This is a genomic window from Nonomuraea ceibae (genome assembly GCF_019396325.1).
GTDB lineage: Bacteria > Actinomycetota > Actinomycetes > Streptosporangiales > Streptosporangiaceae > Nonomuraea > Nonomuraea ceibae.
Genome location: NZ_JAHKRO010000024.1, coordinates 18,186 through 38,858, shown reverse-complemented (window position 1 = coordinate 38,858; position 20,673 = coordinate 18,186). Strand labels below are relative to the sequence as shown.

Genomic DNA, 20,673 nt, shown 5'->3' with positions numbered 1-20,673 from the left:
CCGTGGATGAAACGGCACAAGCGCTTCGGGATCGGCTCCACGGCACCCTCATCGCCGCCGCGGCCACCCCCATGACGGCGACCGGCGAGGTGGACCCGGACGTCGTGACCCGCTACCTGGCGGGCCTGGTCGAGGACGGCGCGGGGGCCCTGGCGGTCCTCGCCCACACGGGCCGCGGCCCGTACCTCCCCCCGGCCACCCGCGCCACCGTGATCGAACGCGCGGTCGCCACCGGCGTCCCCGTCCTGGTCGGCGTGGGCGGCGGGCCGGCGCGCGACGACCCGGGGGAGCAGGCGCGCGTCGCGGCGGCGCTGGGCGCGGCCGGCGTGCTGGTGTTCCCCGAGGAGGGGGACCGGCTCGCCCGGCACGAGCACGTCTGGCGGGCGGCCCGGCTGCCCATGATCGCCTTCGACCTCTACACCCGCCCCTGCCCGCCCGAGACGCTGCGCGACCTGCTCGCCCACCCGGGCGTGGCGGGGCTCAAGACGGCCCTGCTGTCCGACGCCATGGGCTGCCAGCTCGCCATCGCGCTCACCAGGGACGCCGACCGGCTCGCGATCACCGGCGAGGACCGCATGTTCGGCCCCTCGCTCCTGTGGGGCGCCCAGGCGGCCCTGGTCGGCATCGCCGCCGCCCACGTCGGCCTGACCACCGCCGTCCTGCGCGCCTTCGAGGGCACCGACCTGCGCGCCTTCCACGAGGCGTCCGCCCGGCTCGACCGGCTCGCGGCGGCCACGTTCACCGCCCCGATGGAGGGCTACGTGCAGCGCATGCTCTGGCTGGCCGCCGCCGAGGGCCGCATCCCCGCAGCCCACGCCGCCGACCCCTACGGCCCGCCGCTGCCCGACGGCGAACGCGCCGCCGTGCTGGGCGCCCTGGAGGCCGGCCGTGCCTGACCCCCGGCCGGACACGATCCGGCAGCTGTCCAGCAAGGTCGTCTACGACAACCCGTGGATGACGGTCCGCGAGGACCAGGTCGAGCGCCCCGACGGCACCCGGGGCATGTACGCCTACGTCGACAAGCCCGACTTCGTGCTGGTCGTCCCGATGGAGGACGACGGGTTCCACCTGGTCGAGGAGTACCGCTACCCGATGCGCCGCCGCTCCTGGAGCTTCCCCCAGGGCACGGCGACGGCAGCCAGCCGGGAGGAGGAGGCCAGGATCGAGCTGGCGGAGGAGACCGGGCTGCGCGCCGCGAGCTGGACCCTCCTCGGCGCGCTCGACAACGCCCACGGCCTGGTCAACCAGCAGCTGTACGTCTACCTCGCCACGGAGTTGCGCCGCGGCCCGGTCAACCGGGAGCACACCGAGCAGGACATGCTGCACCGGTGGGTGAGCCGCGCCGAGTTCGAGCGGATGATCCGCGCCGGCGAGATCAGCGACTCCAGCTCGGTCGCCGCCTACACCCTGCTGAGGATGGGGCTCACGCCAGGGTCTGGGTGACCTCGTCGCGCTCGGCGGTGTGGGTGACGACCGCCCGCGCGCCGTTGACCAGCGGCAGGTACGGCGGCACGTGGCCGCACTCGACGTCGGCCACGATGGGAACGCCGAGGCCGCCGAGCGCGTCGAGCACCGCCTCGTGCTGGGTGAGCGTGCGCAGCCCGGGAGCGCGGGTGCGGCCGACGAGGATCGCGGTGGCGCCGTCGAAGAAGCCGGCCAGCCGCATCCCGTGCAGGTTGCGGCAGATGGTGCCCGCGTCGTGCTCGCACGCCTCCACGTACACGATCAGCCCGTCGCCGGCCAGCGGCGCGGTGTCGAGGTAGGGCGTCCCGGCGAGGTTGCAGAGCATCTCGACGCAGCCGCCGATCAGCCGTCCCTCCGCCCGGACGTCGCCGTCGCCGTCCAGCCGGGTCCACCGGCCGGGCGTGTCGAGGGTGAACTCGTCGGAGCCGGGCGCGTTCTGCCAGTCGTCGAAGCCCTGCGCCCGGTAGCGGCCCGGCGGGGTCTGCGTGAACGTCGCGCCGGGCGGCATCGCCACGATGTCCAGCCAGCTCGCCAGCCCGTCGGGCACCCGGTAGGGGGTGTCCATCAGGTTGTTGCCGTGGACGGTCGCGACGCCGGTCAGCAGCGTCAGCGGGGTCAGGATCGTGGTGTTGTCGGAGTAGCCCACCAGCCAGGTCGGCTCGGCCTGGCGCAGCGCGTCCCAGTCGAGCAGCGGCAGCAGGTCGATGCAGGTGTCGCCGCCCCACGGCGGCACGATCGCCCTGATCGACGGGTCGGTGAGCATGTCCGTCAGCTCGCGGGCCCGCTCGGGGGCGGGCGCGCTGACGTGACCGGAGCCGTCCATGCAGGCGCCGACGACCACCTCGTAGCCGCGCGCCTCGACGGCGTGGATCGCGACCTGGAGGCGGTCGTTCAGGCTCTTGTCGACGCCGCTGGACGGTGAGGTGACCCCGACCCGGTCACCGGGCCGCAGGGGAGACGGATATCGCATCTCCGTTAACTAGCACGTACGCATCAGTCGAAACTAGCGAAATATGTGGCGGACATGTCCTCGTCGCCGTGGCCCTGGGCGTCGGCGCGGCGGAAACGCTCGCGGGCGGCGGCCACCACGTCCAGCCGGACGCCGGCCTCCCGGCCCGCCTCGACGATCAGGCCGGTGTCCTTCTCGGCGTTGCGCACGGTGAAGCTCGGCTCGAAGGAGCCGTCGAGGATCGCCCGCGACTTGACCTGGAAGTAGGCGCTGTCCATCGGCCCGCCCACGATCACCTCGCGGACCAGCTCGGGGTCCACGCCGAGGCCCCGGGCCAGGGCCAGCGACTCGGCGACGACGGCCGTCAGCGAGATGCCGAAGCTCACCGTGGCCATCTTCAGCCGCGACCCGGCCCCGGAGGCGCCGTCCTCGTCCAGCCAGAGCGTGCGCTGCCCGAGGGCGGCGAAGACCGGTTCGAGCGCCTGCCTGGCCTGTCCCGGCCCGGCGGCCAGGATGATCAGCGTGCCCTGCTCGGCCGGCTGCTTGGTGCCCTGCACGGGCGCGTCGACGAACGTCAGCCCGTGTGCCGCGGCCAGCTCCGCCAGCCGGGCCACGCCGCCGACGCCGACCGTGCTCATCTGCGCCCACACCTGCCCGGCGCGCAGCCCGGGGGCGGCGGCGGACACGGCGTCGTGGACGGCTCCGGCGTCGCTCAGCATCGTGATCACGACGTCGGCGCCGTCCACGGCCTCGGCCGGCGTGCCCGCGACCACCGCGCCCGCCGCCTCCAGCGGCTGCGCCTTCTCCCGCGTGCGGTTCCACACGCGGACGGGCAGGCCCGCCGCGAGCAGGTTGGCCGCCATGGGCGCACCCATGATCCCCGTTCCGAGCACTGCGACGCCGGTCATGTTCTCTCCCAGATCACGACTTCACCTCTACGGTAACCGGGCCCGGAACGGCGCTGGTCAGCGGCTGCCGTCGATGGCGATCCGCACCAGGTTGCGGCCCTTGACCCCGTACAGGGCGAGCCGGGACGGGTCGAGCGCCAGCTTGGGCTCGCCGCCGAACCACTGCCCCGCCAGCCCCTCCACGATCGGCTTCGCGGTGAAAGCGCGCAGGTCGACCTTGTAGACCTTGTCGCCGTCGGTGCAGTACGCCACCCGGCCCACCACGTGCAGGTCGCCGCCCTTCGAGCCGGTCTTGAGCGTCCGGGTGACCTTCCGGGCGCGCAGATCCCACTCGAAGACGACGCCCGTGTTCGTCATCCCGTACAGGTGGCGGGGGCCGAGCGCGAGCGCGGAGATGTAGCGGGCGCCCGGGACGGGCTCGGCCTCCCACAGCAGCTCGCGCGCCGCCAGGTCGTAGGCGGCCAGGCGGGCGGTGGTGGTGACCGGCGGCAGGCCCAGCCCCTCCTGGGTGAGCGTGCCGAGGTAGGCGGTGCCGCGCCGGGTGACGACCGAGTAGACGGTCTGGCGCTCGACGGCCGGCCGCTGCGTCGTGTACGCGCCGGTGCGGGGCGCGTAGAAGGACAGGGCGCCGTTCATGTGGCCGGGCTCCGGCTGGGTCGGCATGACGAGCAGGCCGGTCCTGGCGTCCCAGGCCAGGTCGCGCGGGCGGTCCTGCTGGTTGCCGGTGCGCGCCAGCAGGGTCGCCTCGGCGTCGCCGGCCCGGTGGGAGTAGAGCGCGGCCTGGGTGTAGACGCCGATGTAGGTGGTGCCGTGGACGGTGATCATGGTCTTGGGCTCGCCGGGGATGGCCAGCCGGGTGGTCTCGCCGGTGGCCAGGTCGTGGATGTCGGCGCCGCTCTTGCCGCCCACGTAGACGCGCTCGCCGTCGGAGTGGACCGACATCGGCTCCTCGGCGGCGGCCCGGAAGCCGCGCTGCACCAGGTTGCGGTAGTCCAGCGAGCCCGTCGCCGGGTCGTAGACGAACACCGCGTTGTCCTGGACGCCGTAGACGCGGCCCTCGTGGGCCAGGATGCGGTGGGTGGCGGCCTCGAAGTACGGCACGCCCAGCACCTCCAGCTCGCCGGTGTCGAGCCGGGCCCGGTAGAAGGTGCCGGTGGGGCGGCCGGCGAAGTAGGCGTAGCCGTCGTGGATCAGCACCGAGACGATGTACTTCTCGCCCGGGGCGGTGGCCTTGACGACCTTGTGGTCGGACGGGTCCGCCTTGTTCAGGATGACCAGCTCGGCGAGCGAGTTCATGCCGCCGGCGATGTGGGTGGCGGAGACGCTCAGGCTCGACACCCAGTCGCGGTCGGCCAGCTCGGGCGGCAGCAGGTCGCGCCGCTCCCCGGTGGCCCGGTCGATCGCGATCAGGTGGGCGTTGGCGCCGACGCCCGCGTAGACGTGGGTCTCGTCGGCCTGGATGCCGCGCACGTACGCCTCGCCGGGGGCCGCCTCGCCCAGGTCGCGGCCGGTGCCGGTGGCCGGGTCGTACTCCTTGACCTTGCCCGGCTCGGAGGTGCCCAGGTAGACCTTGCCGTCGGGGGAGGCGGCCAGGGTCCAGATGAAGTGGTCCGGGTAGGAGGCGACCTTGGTGACGGTGCCCGCGACGGTGTCGAGCTTGTAGAGGTCGGACCTGGAATGGGTGCCCACGTACACGTCGGTGCCGACCCGGCACATCGCCCAGACGCCGATGCCGGTGGGGATGTCGAAATGGGCGGTGACCGAATCCTGGGCGAGGTCGTAGGCGCCGACCACGTTGGGCGACAGGCCGCGCGAGCCGGCGTAGAGCACGCCGCCGACGATCTCGGCGTTGCCCAGCGGGCTGGCGACGCTGGCGGGGCCCAGGTCGGTGAGGGTTCCTTCGGGAGGTGCGGCGGCGTGGGCGGCGGTCGCGGGGGTCAGGGCGGGCAGCGCGGCGGCCGCCGTGGACGCGGCGGCCACCTGCAGGAAACGACGGCGGGGGATCATGTGCGGCTCCTGGGAAGGTTTGGCCGCACGCTATAACGGGCTGGTCCGTAATGTCTAGATCGAGAACAGCTCCGTCGCGTTGCGCCACGCGACCCGCTCGGCCGTCAGGCCCGTGAGCCCCGCCGCCGCGACCGCGCCGAACGCCGAGGACGGGTCGATCAGCGTGGCGTCCGTGCCGAACAGCAGCTGCCGGTCGTCCACCGCCGCCACCACCTCGGCGATCCGGCCCGCCGGGGCGTGCGACCAGCACGGCTCCAGGTAGAGCCGGTCGCAGCCGCGCGCCGCCTCGATCGCGTAGCGGTGGCCGTCGGCGCCCATGTGCCCGGCGATGACCCGCAGGCCCGGGACGTCCAGGCACACCTGGGCCAGGTCGAGCACCGAGGGCCCCCACGTGTGCACGAGCGCCGGCAGCCCCGCCTCGACGGCCAGCTCCAGCGCGGCCCGCATCCGCGGCGAGGTCACCGGCGAGCCCGTGTAGTCCGTGTGGATCTTGACGCCGACCCACGGCCCGGTCAGGTCCCGCAGGTCCTCGGCCGCCTCGCGCAGCCGCCGCGGGTTGACCGTGACGTACCCGTGGAGCCGGTCCTGCCCCTCCAGCACCTTCGCCAGCGCCCGGTTGCCCGCCTGCGCGTCGTAGATGACCGCCTCGGTGGCCGACACGATCGCCTTGCCGATGCCGTAGCGGTCCATGGTGGCCAGGCTCGCCCCGGCCACGTCCATGGTGAAGAACCACGGCCCCCAGTGCGCGTGCACGTCGATGATCATGCCAGCAGCCTCCTCGCGTTGCCTCCGGCCACGGCCTCGACCTGGGCCGGGTCCAGTCCGCTCGTCGCCAGCCTGAGCAGCGGCACGATCGGCTCGTAGTGCGGCGCGCGGGTGCCGTGCAGCAGCCGCTCCACGCCCAGCTCGGCGGCGACGGTCTCCAGCGCGTCGGGGGAGTTGAGCAGCCGCGTCGAGGTGTGGAACCCGGGCTCCTCCAGCGCGGCCACCAGGAAGTCGCCCAGATGGTAGAAGTGCGTGTCGAGGAAGACGACCCGGGCGCCGATCCCGGCGAACGGCTGCCAGAAGCGGCGCACGTCGCCGCCGGTCAGCACCACCAGCCCGAGCTCCGCCGCCCGGCGGGCGACGTGGCGCACCGACGGGAACGACGCGTCCACGCCCTGCTCGTCCGGGAACAGCCGAACCGCCCGCATCCCGGCCCCGGCCAGCCGGTCGAGCTCGCGCCCGGCGCCGAGCGCGTCACGCAGGTCCACGGCGCCCACGGGCAGCCACCGTGACTCGGCGGCCAGGGCCAGCACCTCGTCGTTGCCCTGCCGTACGTCGAACAGGGCGGCCCGCAGGCTCGCGACCGCGCCGGCGCGGGTGCGGTGGCCGGCCAGGAGCCCGCCCACCGACTCCGGCGTGCCGGGCGGGCTGTCGCGGTCGGGGAAGGCCCCGACGAGCACGTCCACGTCGAGCGTCACCTCCAGGCCGCCGATCAGGCTCCAGGCGTCGAACGGTATTGCGGGCTGTTCCTCAATCGTCATGCGCGTCATCATGCCATTGACTAACCGCGCTCATATAGTTACGGTCTGGGCCAAAATCAGGCACAAATGAACGTGAGGTGGCCGGCGTGCTCCGATCCCTGCTCGTCGTGGTGGCGGGCCTGTTACCCGCGCTCGTCTCTCCCGGGGCCGCATCCGCCGCCCCCTCCCGCTGTGGCGACCCCGCCGTCACCACCTACGGCCCGGCCTCCGTCACCGGCGCCATCGTCGGCGCCGCCGTGCACGAGGGCCGCGCCTACGTCGTCAGCCGCGGCCCCAAGCCGCCCGTGATCGCCGAGATCGACCTGGCCACCCGCAAGGTCGTCAGGAGCGCCACGCTGCCCGACGGCCCCGCCGACGGCGAGCCCGAGGGCGGCTGGGCCGTCGCCGTGTCCGGCGGCAAGGTCTACGTCGGCACCTACCCCGTCCCCGACCTCTACAGCTTCGACATCGCCACCGGCGAGGTGGCCCATCTGCACTCCTTCGGCAAGGTCGGCGGCTTCGTGTGGAGCCTGGCCGCGGCCCCCGACGGCACGCTGTACGCCGGCACCTCCTCCGACGGGCGGGTGTGGGAGTACGTCCCCGGCACCGGCGCCGTCCGCCGCTACGGCGTGCTGGCCCAGGGCGAGCACTACGTGCGCGCCGTGGCCGCCGACGACCGCTACGTCTACGCGGGCCTGCTGGAGAAGAAGCTGCTCGTCCGGGTCGACCGCGTCAGCGGCGAGGTCACCCGGCTCGCCGAGGCGGGCGCCGCCTTCGGCGTCGTCGCCCTCAACGGCGACCGCGTGGTGGCCGCCGCCGGGCCCGAGCTGATCGACGTCCGCAAGGACGGCACCGACCTGCGGCGGGTCACCGTCGAGACCGGGCTGCTCGACGCGCTCACCCCGGCCGCCGACGGCTCCGTCTACGCCGCCTCCCGCCCCGACGGCGCCGTCCACCGCTACCGCACCGGCGACAGCGCGCTCACCCGGGTCGCCGCCCCGCCCTCCTATGGCGACGAGACCCGCCTGCTCCACGTGACCGGCGAGAACGCGGTGCTGTCGTTCGCCGGCAGCGGCGGCCTGTGGGCGCTGGACGGCGGCACCGGCGCGGCCGAGTTCACCGACCTCATCGACGCGGGCATGCCGGCCGGCGCCGAGCGCACCCAGAGCATGGTGCTCGTCCCCGGCCGCGCCGTCTACGCCGGCGGCCACTTCGCCCTCGACATCCGCGACCTGCGCACCGGCGAGCAGCGCCGGATCCGGGTCCCCGGCGAGCCCAAGGCCATGGTCAGGGCGGGGGACAAGGTCTACGCCGCCATGTACCCCACCGGCGAGATCGTCTCCGTCGACGTGCGCACCGACGAGGTCCGCAGCCTCGGCTACCTCGGCCACGACCAGAAGCGGCCCTGGGACATCGAGTACGACCCGCGCACCGGCAAGCTCCTGGTCGCCACCTCGTCGCTGTCGGCGAGCGTCCCCGGCGCGCTGTCGGTCGTCGACCCGCGGACCGGCGCCAAGGACGTGTACGCCGGCGTCATCCCCGGCCAGAACCTCATGAGCCTGGCCCTCGACGAGGAGCGGGGCGTCGTCTACCTGGCCGGCGACGTGTTCGGCACCAGCACGCCGACCGCCTCCGTCGCCGCCTTCGACCTGGCCCGCCGCACCGTCCTCTGGCAGGCCGACCCGATGCCGGGCCACCGCACCTTCCAGGACGTCAAGCTGCACAAGGGCCTGCTGTACGCGTCGTTCAAGCGCGAGTCGGGCGCCTGGATGGCGATGGACCCCGAGACGCGGCAGGTCGTGCGGCAGGGCACGATCTCCGGCTACGGTGAGCTGACCACGCACCGGGGCCGCCTGTTCGCCTCGGTCTTCCGGGGCGGCGGCAACGCCTACGAGCTCGACGCCGGGCGCGGGGCCACGCTGCTGGCCACCGGGCTGGGCGACGAGTGGCACACCAATCCGCAGCTCCATTTCGAGCCCGGCTCCTGGAACGCCTGGGCGATCGTGGGGCGTGACCTGGCCCGCGTCCGGCTCGACCCGCGCTGCCCGCCCTTGACGCTCCCCGCCGGCGCGTCGTAGGTTTCGGTCTGTGCCGAAATTGATCGTGGATGCCCACCGGCTGGCCGGTCCCGTGCCGTTCGACGACCTGCCGGTGGACCCGCGGCCCGACCTGGACCGCCTGGGCATCGACCGGGCCCTCGTGACCCACACCCTCAGCCTCTACTCCGACGCCGAGGTGGGCAACGACGCCCTCTTCGCGCTGTCGGACCCCCGGCTCGAACCGGTGCCCGTCGTGGTGCCGGGCGTGCCGGGGGCGTGCACCCCCGCCACGCCCGCCGCCGTGCGGGCGTGGGGGGCGCGCATGGTGCGGCTCTGCCCCGAACGGCACCGGTTCGACCTCACCGGCCCGATCGCGCTCCGCTGGCTCGCCGCCCTCCGCGACGGCGCTACGGAGGGTGACGCCGGTCCGGGACGGCCGCCCGTCGTCGCCGTCGACCTCGACGAGACCAGCCCCGCCCAGCTCCGCACCCTCGCCGACCGGCTACCCGGCCAGCGGATCCTCGTGCTGAACCCCGGCTACCGCCGCCTGCGCGCGCTGGCCGAGCTCATGGCCGAGGCGCCGGACGTCTGGGTGGAGATCGGCACCGTCAACACCCAGGGCGGCGTGGAATGGCTGGCCGAACGGTTCGGCGCCGAGCGGCTGGTGTTCGGCACCGGCGCCCCGGTCGCCGACGACTGCGGCCCGCGCTTCCTGCTCGACCACCTCGACCTCACGCCGCACGAGACCGACCTGATCGCCGCCGGGTCCCTCGCCGCGCTGCTCGGAGACCGCCGATGATCCTCGACGCGCACGGCCACGTCGGCACCTGGCCCGACTTCCTCATCCCCGACCCCACCGCCGAGGGGCTGGTCGCCACCATGGACCGGCTCGGCGTCACCGCCGTGGGCATCAGCCACCTGCTCGCCGTCGGCCCCGACGCCGAACGCGGCAACCGGCTCGCCCAGGAGGTCGCCGCCCGCCACCCCGGCCGGTTCGGCGTCTGGCAGGTCTACAACCCCCACCACCGCACCCCGCTGGTCACCGACGGCGTGTGGGGCGTCAAGCTGCACCCCGACGTCCACCAGTGCCGCCTCGACGACCCCCGCTACGAGCGCGTCTGGCGGCTCGGCCTGCCGGTGCTCGCCCACGGCCAGACCGACTCGCCGTGGAGCGACCCCGCCCAGTTCGCCACCGTCGCCGCCCGGCACCCGGACGTGCCGCTCCTCATGGGCCACACCGGGCTGTGGCCGAACGGCTTCGCCCGCGCCGCCCGCCTGGTGGCGGACCACCCCAGCGTCCACCTGGAGGTGTGCGGCTCCAAGTCGACCGGCCGCTGGATCGCCCGCCTGGTGGAGCTGGCCGGGGCCGGACGTGTCGTGTTCGGCACCGATGCCTGCTTCCTCGACATGCGCCTCGGCTTCGGCCGCCTGGCGCTCGCCCCGCTGTCCGACGCCGACCGCGCCCTCGTCCAGGGCGGCAACCTGGCCCGCCTGCTCGGGAAGGGACTCCCATGACACTCGCCCTGCACGGCGGCACCCCCGTGCGCGCCACCCCGTGGCCCGCCTGGCCGCCGCCCCTCGACGCCGCCCAGCGCGAGCTCGTGACCGGCGTGCTGGACAGCGGCCTGTGGGGCGCCACCCAGGGCGGCTCCCTCGTCGCCGACCTCACCGCCGCGTTCGCCCGCGCCGCCCGCGTCCCGTACGGGGTCGCCGTCGGCAACGCGACGCTGGGCCTGTTCGCCGCGCTCAAGGGCCTGGGCGTGGGCCGGGGCGACGAGGTGATCGTGCCCGCCTACACGTTCGTCGCCTCGGCCACGGCGGTGCTGCTCGCGGGCGCCGTCCCGGTGATCGCGGACGTCGACCCGGAGCACCTGCACCTGTGCCCGCGCGCCGTGGCCGGGGCCGTCACGCCGCGCACCGCCGCCGTCATGCCCGTCCACCTGGCCGGCAGCCCCGCCGCCATGGACGAGCTCGCCGCCGTGGCCGCCCGCCACGGCCTCGCGGTCGTCGAGGACGCCGCCCAGGCCCACGGCGCCGCCTACCGTGGCCGCCCGGTCGGCGGGCTCGGCGACGCCGGCGTCTTCAGCTTCCAGTCCAGCAAGGCGATGACCGCGGGGGAGGGCGGGATGATCGTCTGCCGGGACGAGAGCGCGTACGAGGCCGTCTGGTCGGTGTGCAACGTCGGCCGCCGGCTCGGCGGCCAGTGGTACGGACACCCGTCGGTGGGCTGGAACCTGCGGCTCACCGAGATCCAGGCCGCGCTCCTGCTGCCGTGGCTGGACCGCCTCGACGGCGAGCTGGCCCGCCGCGACGCGTTCTGCGCGGCGCTCACGGCCGAGCTGGCGCACCTGCCGGTGAGCGCCGTGCCCGCGCCGGAGGGGACCACGCGCGACTCGCGGCACCTGCTCATGCTGCGCGTCGAGGCCCCGGTGGACCGGGACTTCCTGCTGGCCGCCATGGCCGCCGAAGGGGTGCCGCTGGACGCCGGCTACCCGCCGCTGGGCGGCATGGACGCGCTCACCGCCGAGGGGGCGCGCGCCGAGCCCTGCCCGGCCGCCGAGCAGGCCGCCCGCGACGTGGTGTGGGTGCGCCAGTCGATGCTCATGGACGATCCGGCCCGCGCCTCCGACATCGCCGAGGCGCTGGCCAAGGTGCTGTCGGCCTAGATCCGCCGCAGGAGCTCGGCCGCTTCACAGATGTGGCGGTCGCCTCCGCCGGGCGCCGCGAGCCGTACCGGATCACCGTGGACGGCCGCGACGCGCTGCGCGAGGAGGTCGCCGACCTGGTCCGCTCCCGGCCCGCGCGGCCCCGCACGGTGCTCGGCCCGTGCGGCCGCGCACGGTGCTCGACCTGGCGCGGGGGCGTTCGCGGCGGCGGTGTCGGCCGGCGCGCTGGTGGCGGTGATCGCGCTCGGGCGCCGCCGGGCCGTGCCGGAGCTCCAAGAGATCTATATTCGGCCCCAACCGTAACCGGACTATTGACGGAAAAACCGTTCCTTCCTAGGTTTCGGTCATGACCTTAATCAAACGAGCGTTCGCCGCCGCCGTGGCCGCCGTGGTGCTGGCCGCGCCGGCCGCCCCCGCGCACGCCGATGACCGGCTCACCGACCTGGGGGTGCCGCTGCAGGACGTGCTGCTCCTCGGCGGCACCGTCGCCCCCGGACCCGGCGGCACGCCCGTGCTCTGGGCCGCCTCCTCCGGGGCCCCGGCCCACCTCAACGCCGTCGACCCCGCCACCGGCGCCGAGGTGACCCGGCTCGACCTGCCCGGCGCCGCCGGAGCCTGGGCGGTGGACGCCACGCCCGACGGCAGCGTCTACGCCGGCACCTACGGCGACGGCCGCCTCTACCGCTGGACCCCCGGCGGCGGCGTCACCGACCTGGGCCGCCCGATCGCCTCGGAGAACTTCATCTGGTCCGTGGCCGCCGGCGAGGGCGCCACCGTCTACGGCGGCACCTACCCGGGCGGACGCCTGTTCGCCTACGACCCGGCCACCGGCGTGCGCGACTACGGCAAGCTGTCGCCGTCCCACTCCTACGTCCGCAGCGTCTCCTACGCCGACGGCAAGATCTACGCGGGCACCGAGAACCCGGCCGCCCTGTTCGAGGTCGACGCCGCCTCCGGCGCGGTCCGCCGGCTGCCGGCCCCGCCCGGCATCGACCTGACGGACCGGTGGGCCTACGACGTCGACGTGGAGGCCGGCTACCTGTACGTCCGGCTCGGCAGCGCGTTCCCGGCGCCGCTGCACGTGTGGGACATCGCGGCCGGCGCCTGGGTGGACGCGCTGGAGACGGCCCACGGCCTCGACGTGTCGCCGCCCGACGACGAAGGCAGGGTCTACTTTGTAAAGGCGGGCGAGCTGGTCAGGTACGACCCGCGCACCAAGGCCGTCACGCCGACGGGGATGCCGTTCGTCGGCCGGGTGGCCAACACGCGCGGCATCGGCTGGGCCGAGCTGGGCCTGCCCGACTACCCGGGCAAGAGCCTGGTGGGCCTGCTGTGGCGCGGCATGATGTTCCGCTACAACCCGCAGACCGGGGCCAAGTCGTTCGTCCAGTCCGGGATCAAGGGCGAGCCGATCGACGTCACCGCCATCGCCGACGGCCCCGACGGGCGCGTCTACACCGGCGGCTTCCTCAACGGCGGCTTCGCCGCCCTGGACCCCGGCACCGGCGAGAGGGAGGAGTTCCACACCTTCTCCCAGACCGAGGCGCTGGCCACGCACCGGGGCAAGCTCTACGTCGGCGCCTACCCGGACGCCCGCCTCTACGCCTACGACCCGGCGCTGCCCTGGAACAGCCCCGAGTACTCGCCCAGCCCCGAGCCCGGCCCGGCGCCGAACCCAGCCAGGCTCGCCGACTTCGCCGCCGACAAGCAGATCAGGCCCCGCGCCCTGACCTCCGCCGGTAAGTACCTGGCCGCAGGCACCATGCCCGACCTGGGGCACCTCGGCGGCGTCCTGGCCCTGTGGGACCCGGAGACCGGCGCGCTCAAGCACGCCGAGCGCAACGTGGTCAAGGACCAGAGCATCGTCTCGCTCGCCTACCGCGACGGCGTCCTGTACGGCGGCACCTCCATCTACAGCGGTCAGTCGGCGACCGAGCCCACCCAGCCGGAGGCCAAGCTGTTCGCCTGGTCGGTCAGGCACGACAAGCTGCTGTGGGAGATCGTCCCGGCCCCCGGCAAGCCCGCGATCCCGGCGCTGACCTTCGACGACCGCGGCCGCCTGTGGGGCATCGCGGGCGGCGAGGTGTTCGGCGTGAACGTCCACGCGCGCAAGGTGGTCGACCGCCTCACGCTCTCCGCCAGCTCCAGCTCCGGCGGCCAGCTCGCCTTCAACGCCGCGGACAGGCTCCTGTACGGGGCGCACGCGGGCAAGGAGGCGTTCACCCTCGACCCGAGGACGCTGGCGCGGGCCGTGATCAAGCAGGGGCCGGTGCACCACCTGGCGGTGCACCGGTCGGGAGACGTGTACTTCGCCGAGGGTCCGAAGCTGTTCCGCTACCGGCCCTGAGCCTAGGATCGATCCCGGACCCAGCCTGCCCGGAGGACCGCCGTTGGACGTCGTCCCCTTCGACAGCGCGCCGGCCGAGCCCGCCGGCCGGCTGCTCGCCGACGCGCACCCGGGCGAGCCGGGGCGTGGCGGGCTCGACCCGGCGGCGGCCCGGCGCCGGCACTTCCGGACGGAATGAGGGGGCGCGATGCACGCCACGGGACCGTCGCGGATCATCGCGGTGCGGCACGGCGAGAGCGAGGCCAACCTGGCCTACCGGGAGGCCGGTGACGAGCCGCTGGTCTACGGGCGGGGCGACGACGAGGTCACGCTGACGCCGCTCGGCAGGGAGCAGGCCGCGGCGCTCGGCGCGCTGCTGGCCGCGCTGCCGGAGGAGGAGGCGCCCGACCTGGTCCGCTGCTCGCCCTTCCGGCGGGCGCTCGACACCTGGGCGATCGCGCGCCGGGTGTGGGGCGCCGATCCGCCGGTGACGGTGGACGAGCGGCTGCGCGACCGCGGCAGGGGAGAGCTGGGCCGCTACAACGAGGCGGCGATCGCGCTGCGCCGCCCGGAGGAGCTGGCCCGGCTGCGGGCCGAGGGCGAATACCGCTACCGGCCGCCCGGCGGGGAGTCGTTCGGCGACGTGGCCGCCCGCGTCCGTGACTTCCTGGCGGGCCTGCGCGGGCGGGCCGACGGGCGGCGGGTGCTGATCGTGGCGCACGACGCGGTGGTGCTGGCGCTGCGCCACGTCATCGCCGAGGCGCCCGACGCCGATCTGGCGGAGCTGGACGCGTTCACGCCGATCCGCAACGGCTCGGTCTCCACCTGGCACACGGTCGGCGGCCGGCTGACGCTGCTTGACTTCAACGCCGGGGGCCACCTGTAGGGGTCAGGTGGTGACGATCTCGTCGGCGCGCGCCCGGGTGCCGTCGGCGGCGAACCACGCCTCCTCCTTGGCGAACCACGTCCGCCAGCTCGGCTCCAGGTGGGCGCCGTCGCGCGCCAGCACCCGGCGCAGCCGGAGGTCCTCGTCGGCCTCGACCCAGACGGTGAAGGCGAGCAGGTGGGCGGCCGACGCCCTGGCGGTGCCGACGCCCTCGATGATCAGCGTGGGGGCGACCGGCACCACGATCCGCCCGGTGTAGGCGGCCCGTACCCAGTCGTAGCGCCGGAAGGCGCCGGGGCGGCCCTGGCCGAGCGGGCGCAGGACCTGCTCGTCGAGGGCGGCGAACCAGGTTTCCGGGCCGTCGTCCCAGTGCACGGGGAAGTCGTCGCTGTGCACCACCTGGCAGCCGAGCGCGGCGGCGAGCGCGCCGGCGAACGTGGTCTTGCCGGAGCCGGCCGGACCGTCGACGGCGACGACGCGGACCGGGCCGCACGACGGTGGGCGTTCGAGGACGCGCCGGGCCAGGGATTCCACGCACTCAGGGTAGGAGGAGACTGGAGTGCGGAGGCGAGGAGATATGCTTCCGCTTCCGAACCGGCTGGAGGTTGATCTTGCGCGGACCCCTGGGTGACATCGTCGTGCTCGACCTTTCCAGGGCCCTCGCGGGCCCGCACGCCGCGCAGATGCTCGGCGACCTGGGCGCCAGGGTCATCAAGGTGGAGCACCCCGACGGGGGAGACGAGTCGCGGGGGTGGGGACCGCCGTTCGTCGGCCCGGACGAGGAAATTTCGACATATTTCCTGGCGGCGAATCGTAACAAGCAGTCCATCGCCGTGGATTTGAAGTCCGACGCGGGCAGAGACCTCGTCGAACGGCTGGTCCGCCGCAGCGACGTGCTGGTGGAGAACTTCCGCACCGGGGTGCTCGACCGGCTGGGCCTGCCGGTCGAGCGGCTGCACGAGCTCAACCCTCGCCTGGTCGTCCTGTCCATCACCGGGTTCGGGCACGACGGCCCCGAGGGCGGCCGGCCGGGATACGACCAGATCGCGCAGGGGGAGGCTGGGCTGATGTCGCTGACCGGGCCGCCCGGGGAGCCCCACCGCGTGGGCGCCTCGGTGGCCGACCTGCTGGCGGGCATCCACGGTGCGTACGGGGTGGTCGCCGCCCTGTACGAGCGCGAGCGCACCGGCCGGGGCCGGGTCGTGCGGACGTCGCTGCTGGCGGCGGTCACCGGCGTGCACTCCTACCACGGCACCGCCTGGACCGTCGGCGGGCGGGTGCCCGCGGCGGGCGGCAACCACCACGCCACGATCGCCCCCTACGGAGCCTTCCGCTGCGCCGACGGCATGCTGCAGATCGCCGCGGCGAACGACGGCCAGTGGAAGAAGGTCGCCGCGCTACTCGACATTGACCCTGATATGGCGAAATATGCGACCAACAGGGACCGATTCACGCACCGGGATGAGCTGATCGCCGACATGGAGAAGGCCCTGGCCGCCCACGACCGCGCCCACTGGCTGGCCAGGCTGGGAGAGGCCGGCGTGCCCGCGGGCGCGATCCGGTCCATCGACGAGGTCTACGCCTGGGAGCAGACCCGCTCGCAGGGCCTCGTGGTGGAGGTCGACCACCCGGTGCTCGGCCCCGTCGAGCTGCCGGGGCCGCCGCTGCGCTTCGACGGCCTCGACGGCGTGAGACACACGCCGCCCCCGGCCCTCGGCCAGGACGGCGACGCGGTGCTGCGCTGGCTCACGGAGCTCGAAGAGCGGGAGCGATGACGGCGATCCGGCGGCACCGCACGAGGAGCTCGTGCGTCAACCTTGCATCACCGGCTGACGAGAGGGAGCGATGGTGAGCCGTCCGGACGCGCGCACACTGATCGACACGGTCCTCGACGGGGGCTCGTGGAAGTCGTGGGACGCGCCTCCCGCCGACCCGGCCGAGCCGGGCTCCTCCTACGCCGAGGAGCTGGCCGCGGCCCGGGTCAAATCCGGCTACGACGAGGCCGTGCTGACCGGCGAAGGGCTGCTCGGCGGGCGCCGCGTGGCCGTCGTGGCGTCGGAGTTCTCGTTCATGGCCGGGTCGATCGGCGTGGCGGCCGCCGAGCGGATCGTCGCCGCCGTCGAGCGGGCCACCCGCGAACGGCTGCCGCTGCTGGCCGCGCCCGCCTCGGGCGGCACCCGCATGCAGGAGGGCGCGACCGCGTTCGTCCAGATGGTCAAGATCACCGCGGCGGTGCAGCAGTTGCGCGCGGCGGGCCTGCCGTTCGTCGTCTACCTGCGCCATCCGACGACCGGCGGCGTGTTCGCCTCCTGGGGCTCGCTCGGGCACGTGACGGCGGCCGAGCCGGGCGCGCTCATCGGGTTCCTCGGGCCGAGGGTGTTCGAGTCGCTGCACGGCTACCCGTTCCCGGCGGGCGTGCAGGTGGCGGAGAACCTGTTCGAGCACGGCCTCATCGACGCCGTCGTCGCCGCCGAGGACGCCCGCGAGATCGCGATCAGGGCGCTGTCGGTGCTGTCGGCCGAGCGCCGCGGCCTCGACCCCGGCCCCGCCCCCGAGGAGGACCTGCGGCCCGTCGAGGCGTGGGAGGCCATCACCCGCTCCCGCCGCGACGACCGGCCCGGCGTGCGGGCGCTGCTCAAGCTCGCCGCCACCGACGTGACCCCGCTCAGCGGCAGCGGCGAGGGCGAGAACGAGCCCGGCCTGGTGCTGGCCCTGGCCAGGTTCGGCGACGCCCCGGTCGTGCTGCTCGGCCAGGACCGCCAGCACCAGCGTGCCCGCTCCCCCCTCGGCCCCGCCGGGCTGCGGGTCGCCAGGCGCGGCATGCGGCTGGCCGCCGAGCTGGGGCTGCCCCTGGTCACCGTCATCGACACGGCCGGCGCGGCGCTGTCGAAGTCCGCCGAGGAAGGCGGCCTGTCCGGCGAGATCGCCCGCTGCCTGGCCGAGCTGGTCATGCTCGACGCGCCCACGGTCTGCCTGCTGCTCGGCGAGGGCGCCGGCGGCGCCGCGCTGGCCCTGCTGCCCGCCGACCGGGTGCTGTGCGCGCAGCACGCCTGGCTGTCGCCGCTGCCGCCCGAGGGCGCCTCGGCCATCCTCTACCGCAGCGTCGACTTCGCCCCCGAGATCGCCCAGGCGCAGCGGGTGCGCGCCACCGACCTGCGCCGCGACGGCATCGTCGACCGCGTCGTCCCCGAGCTGCCCGACGCCGCCTACGAGCCGCGCGCCTTCTGCGAGCGCGTCGGCCGGGCGCTGGAGCACGAGATCGCCGGCCTGCTAGCCCAGCCACCCGCCGACCGGCTCGCCGCCCGGCTGGCCCGCTACCGCCACCTGGGCGGCTGAGTCACGGCACCGGGACGCGCTCGACGCGGATGGAGACGACCTCCTCGCGCGGCACCACGACCTCGTAGGCGCCGTGGTCGACCATCCAGTAGCCCAGCGCCTCGGCCTTCATCCCGCTGTGGCCGGTGTAGGCGATGTGCAGGCCGTCCTCGTCCTCGTCCAGGACGATGCACGGCTCGCCGCCGAACGCGCCCACGGTGCGCACCAGCACCAGCCACTCCAGCTCCGTACGCGCCACCGTGCGCCGCCAGTAGCCGGAGGCCGCCTCGAACCCGTCGAGCTCCTCCTCGCTGAACAGCACCACCTGCTCGTCCGGACCCAGCGCGGCAGGCAGCGTGCGCTCGCCGAAGCGGGCCACGAACCCGGAGGCGACAGGGATGAGCTCGTCGTTCATGCGGCCGGCCGCCACGTGAGACCGTCGTACTCGGCGAAGGGCCGTTCGCCCTCGGCGGTGACGTGCACGATGCTCGCGCCCGCCGGGATCGGCATCGGCGTCGTGTGGAACTGCGGCACCACGTGCTCGCGCGAGGTGGTGAACCCGTTGCCGGCGAACGGCGGCGCGTCACTCCAGTCGCCGCCCATGTGAGGGCCGTAGGGCACCGCGTAGGTGTCGACGTCACGTGCCTGCCAGCGCATCACGTAGAGCTCGGGCACGCCGGCCGTCAGCTCCGAGCCGTCGAACGACAGGTCGAGGCCGTAGTAGAGCTGCTCGGGCGTGGTCAGCCTGGCGCAGTCCTGCACCCGGTAGACGAAGCCGGAGATGACCGTGCGTTTGCCCGCCAGATAGGGCACCAGCAGACGCGGCGGGACCACCTTCTGCATCTGCGTTCCGCTCATGATGACCACTTTACGGTCGCTCGACCCCGAGCACCCGATGTTCAAGGCATGGCAAGGTCGCGCGGGCGGCCGCGGTGGCCTCCGGATCGAGCTCCACGACCTGCACGCCCGGCGGCGTGCCCAGGTCGGCGCGGACCACGCCCAGCGGGTCGACCAGCATGCTGCGGCCCACGCCGTAGCCGTCGCCGGACTCGGCGGGGTTGGGCGCCTGGCCGACGGCGGCGGTCCACATGGTGTTCTCCAGCGCGCGGGCGCGCACCAGCGTGACCCAGTGGTCCTCCTTGAGCGGCCCCGACCCCCACGCGGCGATCACCGCGAACAGCTCGGCGCCCCGGTCGACCAGCGCCCTGGTCAGCTCGGGGAAGCGGATGTCGTAACAGGTGACGAGCCCCACGCGGAGCCCGGCGAGCTCGACGACCACCGGCTCGGCGCCCGGCGCGACCAGCTCCGACTCCTTGGCGCCGAACGAGTCGAACAGATGGATCTTGCGGTAGGCGGCGCGGATCCCGCCGTCGGCGCCGATCGCGACGGCGGTGTTGCGCACCCGGCCGTCGCCCGGCTCGAACACCCCGGCGATCACCGCGAGGCCGTGCCGCCGCGCCGCCTCGGCCAGGCCGGTCACGAACGGCCCGTCGAGAGGCTCGGCCAGCTCGGTGATCCGCCTGCCGTAGCGGGTGAGCGTGGCCTCGGGGAAGATCGCCAGGTCGGCGCCCTCCGCCTTGGCGAGGGCGTCGCGGACTCGTGTCAGGTTGGCCGCCGGGTCAGGAGACACCGGGATCTGGCAGAGGGCGATTCTCGTCACGGCCCGACTCTAACTTGTTGGGCACGTACCGGAACCAGGTGAGGCACCGCCAGATCCACTCCAGCGGCCCGTAGCGGAAGCGGGCCAGCCACCACCGGCTGAAGACCCCCTGGACGAGCAGCGTCACCGCCGTCAGCCCGAGCACCGACCAGCGGGTCGGGTCGGCGGCCAGCAGCGGCGCGGCCAGCACGATCACCACCGTGCCGCTCACGTAGTTGGTCAGCGCCATTTTGCCCAGCGGCTCCAGCGCCGCCGACAGCCACGGCCGCAGCACCAGCAGCAGCCCCGTCACGTACGCCGACGCCCCGGCGACCGCGCCCGCCAGGTAGAGCGACCAGTCGCCGGTGGAGTTCCAGGCGGCGGTCAGGAACACGACGGCGAGCACGCTCACCACGAACCCCGGCGCCAGCAGCCGCCGCGACGGCCGCAGCCGCATCAGCCCCATGCCGATCAGGAACGCCGCCGGGATCAGCAGCGGCCCGTTGGAGACGAACGGCGGCGCGTCCTCGATGCCCAGGTAGCCGCCGCCCGACATGACGCTCCACGCCAGCAGCGCCACCCCCAGCAGCAGCGGAAGCAGCCCGCCCGGCAGGAACGAGGCGGGCAGCAGCACCAGCGCCCCGAAGAACGCGTAGTCGGTCAGCACCTCGCCCGGGTACCACAGGTGCTGGACCAGCCCGAATCCCATCAGCCACGCCAGCCGCCTGGCCAGCGCCCACCGGTCGGACCCGCGCAGGAACAGCACGAAGCTGATGCCGAACAGCAGCGAGAAGATCGGGTAGAAGCGGCTCTGGAAGAACGTGTCGACCACCTGGTCGATGCCCGTCTGCGGCTCGTGCGGCGCGTGCTGCCAGGTGTTGACCAGCATGATCCCGCCCACCGCGAACCCGCGGAGGGCGTCGAGCTCACGGATGCGTGCGACGCTGCCCAAGTGAATCACCCTACGGG

The 20,673-nt window shown here is 74.2% G+C and carries 21 protein-coding genes; 11 read left to right on the top strand and 10 right to left on the bottom strand.

Annotated features, from left to right (window positions below; genetic code table 11):
* The first annotated feature begins 2 nt into the window (after positions 1-2).
* A complete protein-coding gene (locus KME80_RS17975; protein ID WP_308125813.1) occupies positions 3-896 on the top strand; it encodes a dihydrodipicolinate synthase family protein in 894 nt (297 codons plus the stop codon).
* Positions 889-1,443, top strand: coding sequence for an NUDIX domain-containing protein (locus KME80_RS17970; RefSeq protein ID WP_308125812.1), 555 nt, complete (start codon positions 889-891; stop codon positions 1,441-1,443). The genes KME80_RS17975 and KME80_RS17970 overlap by 8 nt, the downstream gene beginning before the upstream one ends.
* On the opposite strand, the gene KME80_RS17965 is transcribed toward KME80_RS17970, so the two are convergent.
* The 5 genes from KME80_RS17965 to KME80_RS17945 are packed head-to-tail and all read right to left on the bottom strand — an operon-like array spanning position 1,424 to position 6,854.
* Positions 1,424-2,434, bottom strand: a complete 1,011-nt coding sequence (locus KME80_RS17965; protein WP_219506667.1) for a S66 family peptidase — start codon at positions 2,432-2,434, stop codon at positions 1,424-1,426. The genes KME80_RS17970 and KME80_RS17965 overlap by 20 nt on opposite strands.
* Positions 2,435-2,457: 23 nt before the next feature.
* Positions 2,458-3,321 (bottom strand): NAD(P)-dependent oxidoreductase, encoded by an 864-nt coding sequence (locus KME80_RS17960; protein ID WP_219506665.1) that lies wholly within the window; start codon positions 3,319-3,321, stop codon positions 2,458-2,460.
* Between the two features lie 57 nt (positions 3,322-3,378).
* Positions 3,379-5,328: a hypothetical protein gene (locus KME80_RS17955; RefSeq protein ID WP_219506663.1), complete on the bottom strand. Its 1,950-nt coding sequence runs from the start codon at positions 5,326-5,328 to the stop codon at positions 3,379-3,381.
* Between the two features lie 54 nt (positions 5,329-5,382).
* Entirely contained in the window at positions 5,383-6,093 is a 711-nt protein-coding gene (locus tag KME80_RS17950) for an amidohydrolase family protein (RefSeq protein WP_219506661.1), read from the bottom strand.
* A complete protein-coding gene (locus KME80_RS17945) occupies positions 6,090-6,854 on the bottom strand; it encodes an amidohydrolase family protein (protein WP_246645129.1) in 765 nt (254 codons plus the stop codon). The genes KME80_RS17950 and KME80_RS17945 overlap by 4 nt, the downstream gene beginning before the upstream one ends.
* Positions 6,855-6,940: 86 nt before the next feature.
* Between KME80_RS17945 and KME80_RS17940 the strand changes: the two genes are divergently transcribed.
* The 7 genes from KME80_RS17940 to KME80_RS17915 all read left to right on the top strand — a co-directional run bounded on the left by KME80_RS17940 (position 6,941) and on the right by KME80_RS17915 (position 14,750).
* The gene (locus KME80_RS17940; RefSeq protein ID WP_308125811.1) at positions 6,941-8,911 is read left to right on the top strand and encodes a YncE family protein; all 1,971 of its coding nucleotides are present in this window, start codon (positions 6,941-6,943) and stop codon (positions 8,909-8,911) included.
* A 10-nt stretch (positions 8,912-8,921) separates the two neighbouring features.
* Complete coding sequence (locus KME80_RS17935) at positions 8,922-9,671, top strand: amidohydrolase family protein (RefSeq protein ID WP_219506656.1); 750 nt, start codon at positions 8,922-8,924, stop codon at positions 9,669-9,671.
* On the top strand, positions 9,668-10,387 hold the full coding sequence (locus KME80_RS17930; RefSeq protein WP_219506653.1) for an amidohydrolase family protein: 720 nt from the start codon (positions 9,668-9,670) through the stop codon (positions 10,385-10,387). Before KME80_RS17935 ends, KME80_RS17930 begins: the two co-directional genes overlap by 4 nt.
* Positions 10,384-11,538, top strand: a complete 1,155-nt coding sequence (locus KME80_RS17925; protein WP_219506651.1) for a DegT/DnrJ/EryC1/StrS family aminotransferase — start codon at positions 10,384-10,386, stop codon at positions 11,536-11,538. Before KME80_RS17930 ends, KME80_RS17925 begins: the two co-directional genes overlap by 4 nt.
* Positions 11,539-11,884: 346 nt before the next feature.
* Positions 11,885-13,885 carry an outer membrane protein assembly factor BamB family protein gene (locus KME80_RS17920; RefSeq protein ID WP_219506649.1) on the top strand — a complete coding sequence of 667 codons (2,001 nt, stop codon included), beginning with the start codon at positions 11,885-11,887 and terminating at the stop codon, positions 13,883-13,885.
* Positions 13,886-13,928: 43 nt separating this feature from the next.
* Entirely contained in the window at positions 13,929-14,063 is a 135-nt protein-coding gene (locus KME80_RS51870; protein ID WP_281427039.1) for a hypothetical protein, read from the top strand.
* Between the two features lie 9 nt (positions 14,064-14,072).
* The gene (locus KME80_RS17915; RefSeq protein ID WP_219506647.1) at positions 14,073-14,750 is read left to right on the top strand and encodes a histidine phosphatase family protein; all 678 of its coding nucleotides are present in this window, start codon (positions 14,073-14,075) and stop codon (positions 14,748-14,750) included.
* Between the two features lie 3 nt (positions 14,751-14,753).
* Here the strand turns inward: KME80_RS17915 and KME80_RS17910 are convergent, their stop codons facing one another.
* Positions 14,754-15,284 (bottom strand): uridine kinase family protein, encoded by a 531-nt coding sequence (locus KME80_RS17910; RefSeq protein ID WP_219506646.1) that lies wholly within the window; start codon positions 15,282-15,284, stop codon positions 14,754-14,756.
* Between the two features lie 77 nt (positions 15,285-15,361).
* Between KME80_RS17910 and KME80_RS17905 the strand changes: the two genes are divergently transcribed.
* On the top strand, positions 15,362-16,525 hold the full coding sequence (locus KME80_RS17905; RefSeq protein ID WP_219506644.1) for a CaiB/BaiF CoA transferase family protein: 1,164 nt from the start codon (positions 15,362-15,364) through the stop codon (positions 16,523-16,525).
* Positions 16,526-16,595: 70 nt separating this feature from the next.
* A complete protein-coding gene (locus tag KME80_RS17900) occupies positions 16,596-18,086 on the top strand; it encodes a carboxyl transferase domain-containing protein (RefSeq protein ID WP_219506642.1) in 1,491 nt (496 codons plus the stop codon).
* Position 18,087: 1 nt separating this feature from the next.
* Here KME80_RS17900 and KME80_RS17895 read toward each other — a convergent pair whose 3' ends face one another.
* The 4 genes from KME80_RS17895 to KME80_RS17880 are packed head-to-tail and all read right to left on the bottom strand — an operon-like array spanning position 18,088 to position 20,656.
* Positions 18,088-18,480, bottom strand: coding sequence for a UCP033725 family protein (locus KME80_RS17895; protein WP_219506640.1), 393 nt, complete (start codon positions 18,478-18,480; stop codon positions 18,088-18,090).
* The gene (locus KME80_RS17890; RefSeq protein ID WP_246645128.1) at positions 18,477-18,923 is read right to left on the bottom strand and encodes a hypothetical protein; all 447 of its coding nucleotides are present in this window, start codon (positions 18,921-18,923) and stop codon (positions 18,477-18,479) included. Before KME80_RS17890 ends, KME80_RS17895 begins: the two co-directional genes overlap by 4 nt.
* A 10-nt stretch (positions 18,924-18,933) precedes the next feature.
* Complete coding sequence (locus tag KME80_RS17885; RefSeq protein WP_219506638.1) at positions 18,934-19,725, bottom strand: carbon-nitrogen hydrolase family protein; 792 nt, start codon at positions 19,723-19,725, stop codon at positions 18,934-18,936.
* The gene (locus KME80_RS17880) at positions 19,685-20,656 is read right to left on the bottom strand and encodes a DUF418 domain-containing protein (protein ID WP_219506636.1); all 972 of its coding nucleotides are present in this window, start codon (positions 20,654-20,656) and stop codon (positions 19,685-19,687) included. Before KME80_RS17880 ends, KME80_RS17885 begins: the two co-directional genes overlap by 41 nt.
* Positions 20,657-20,673: the final 17 nt, after the last annotated feature.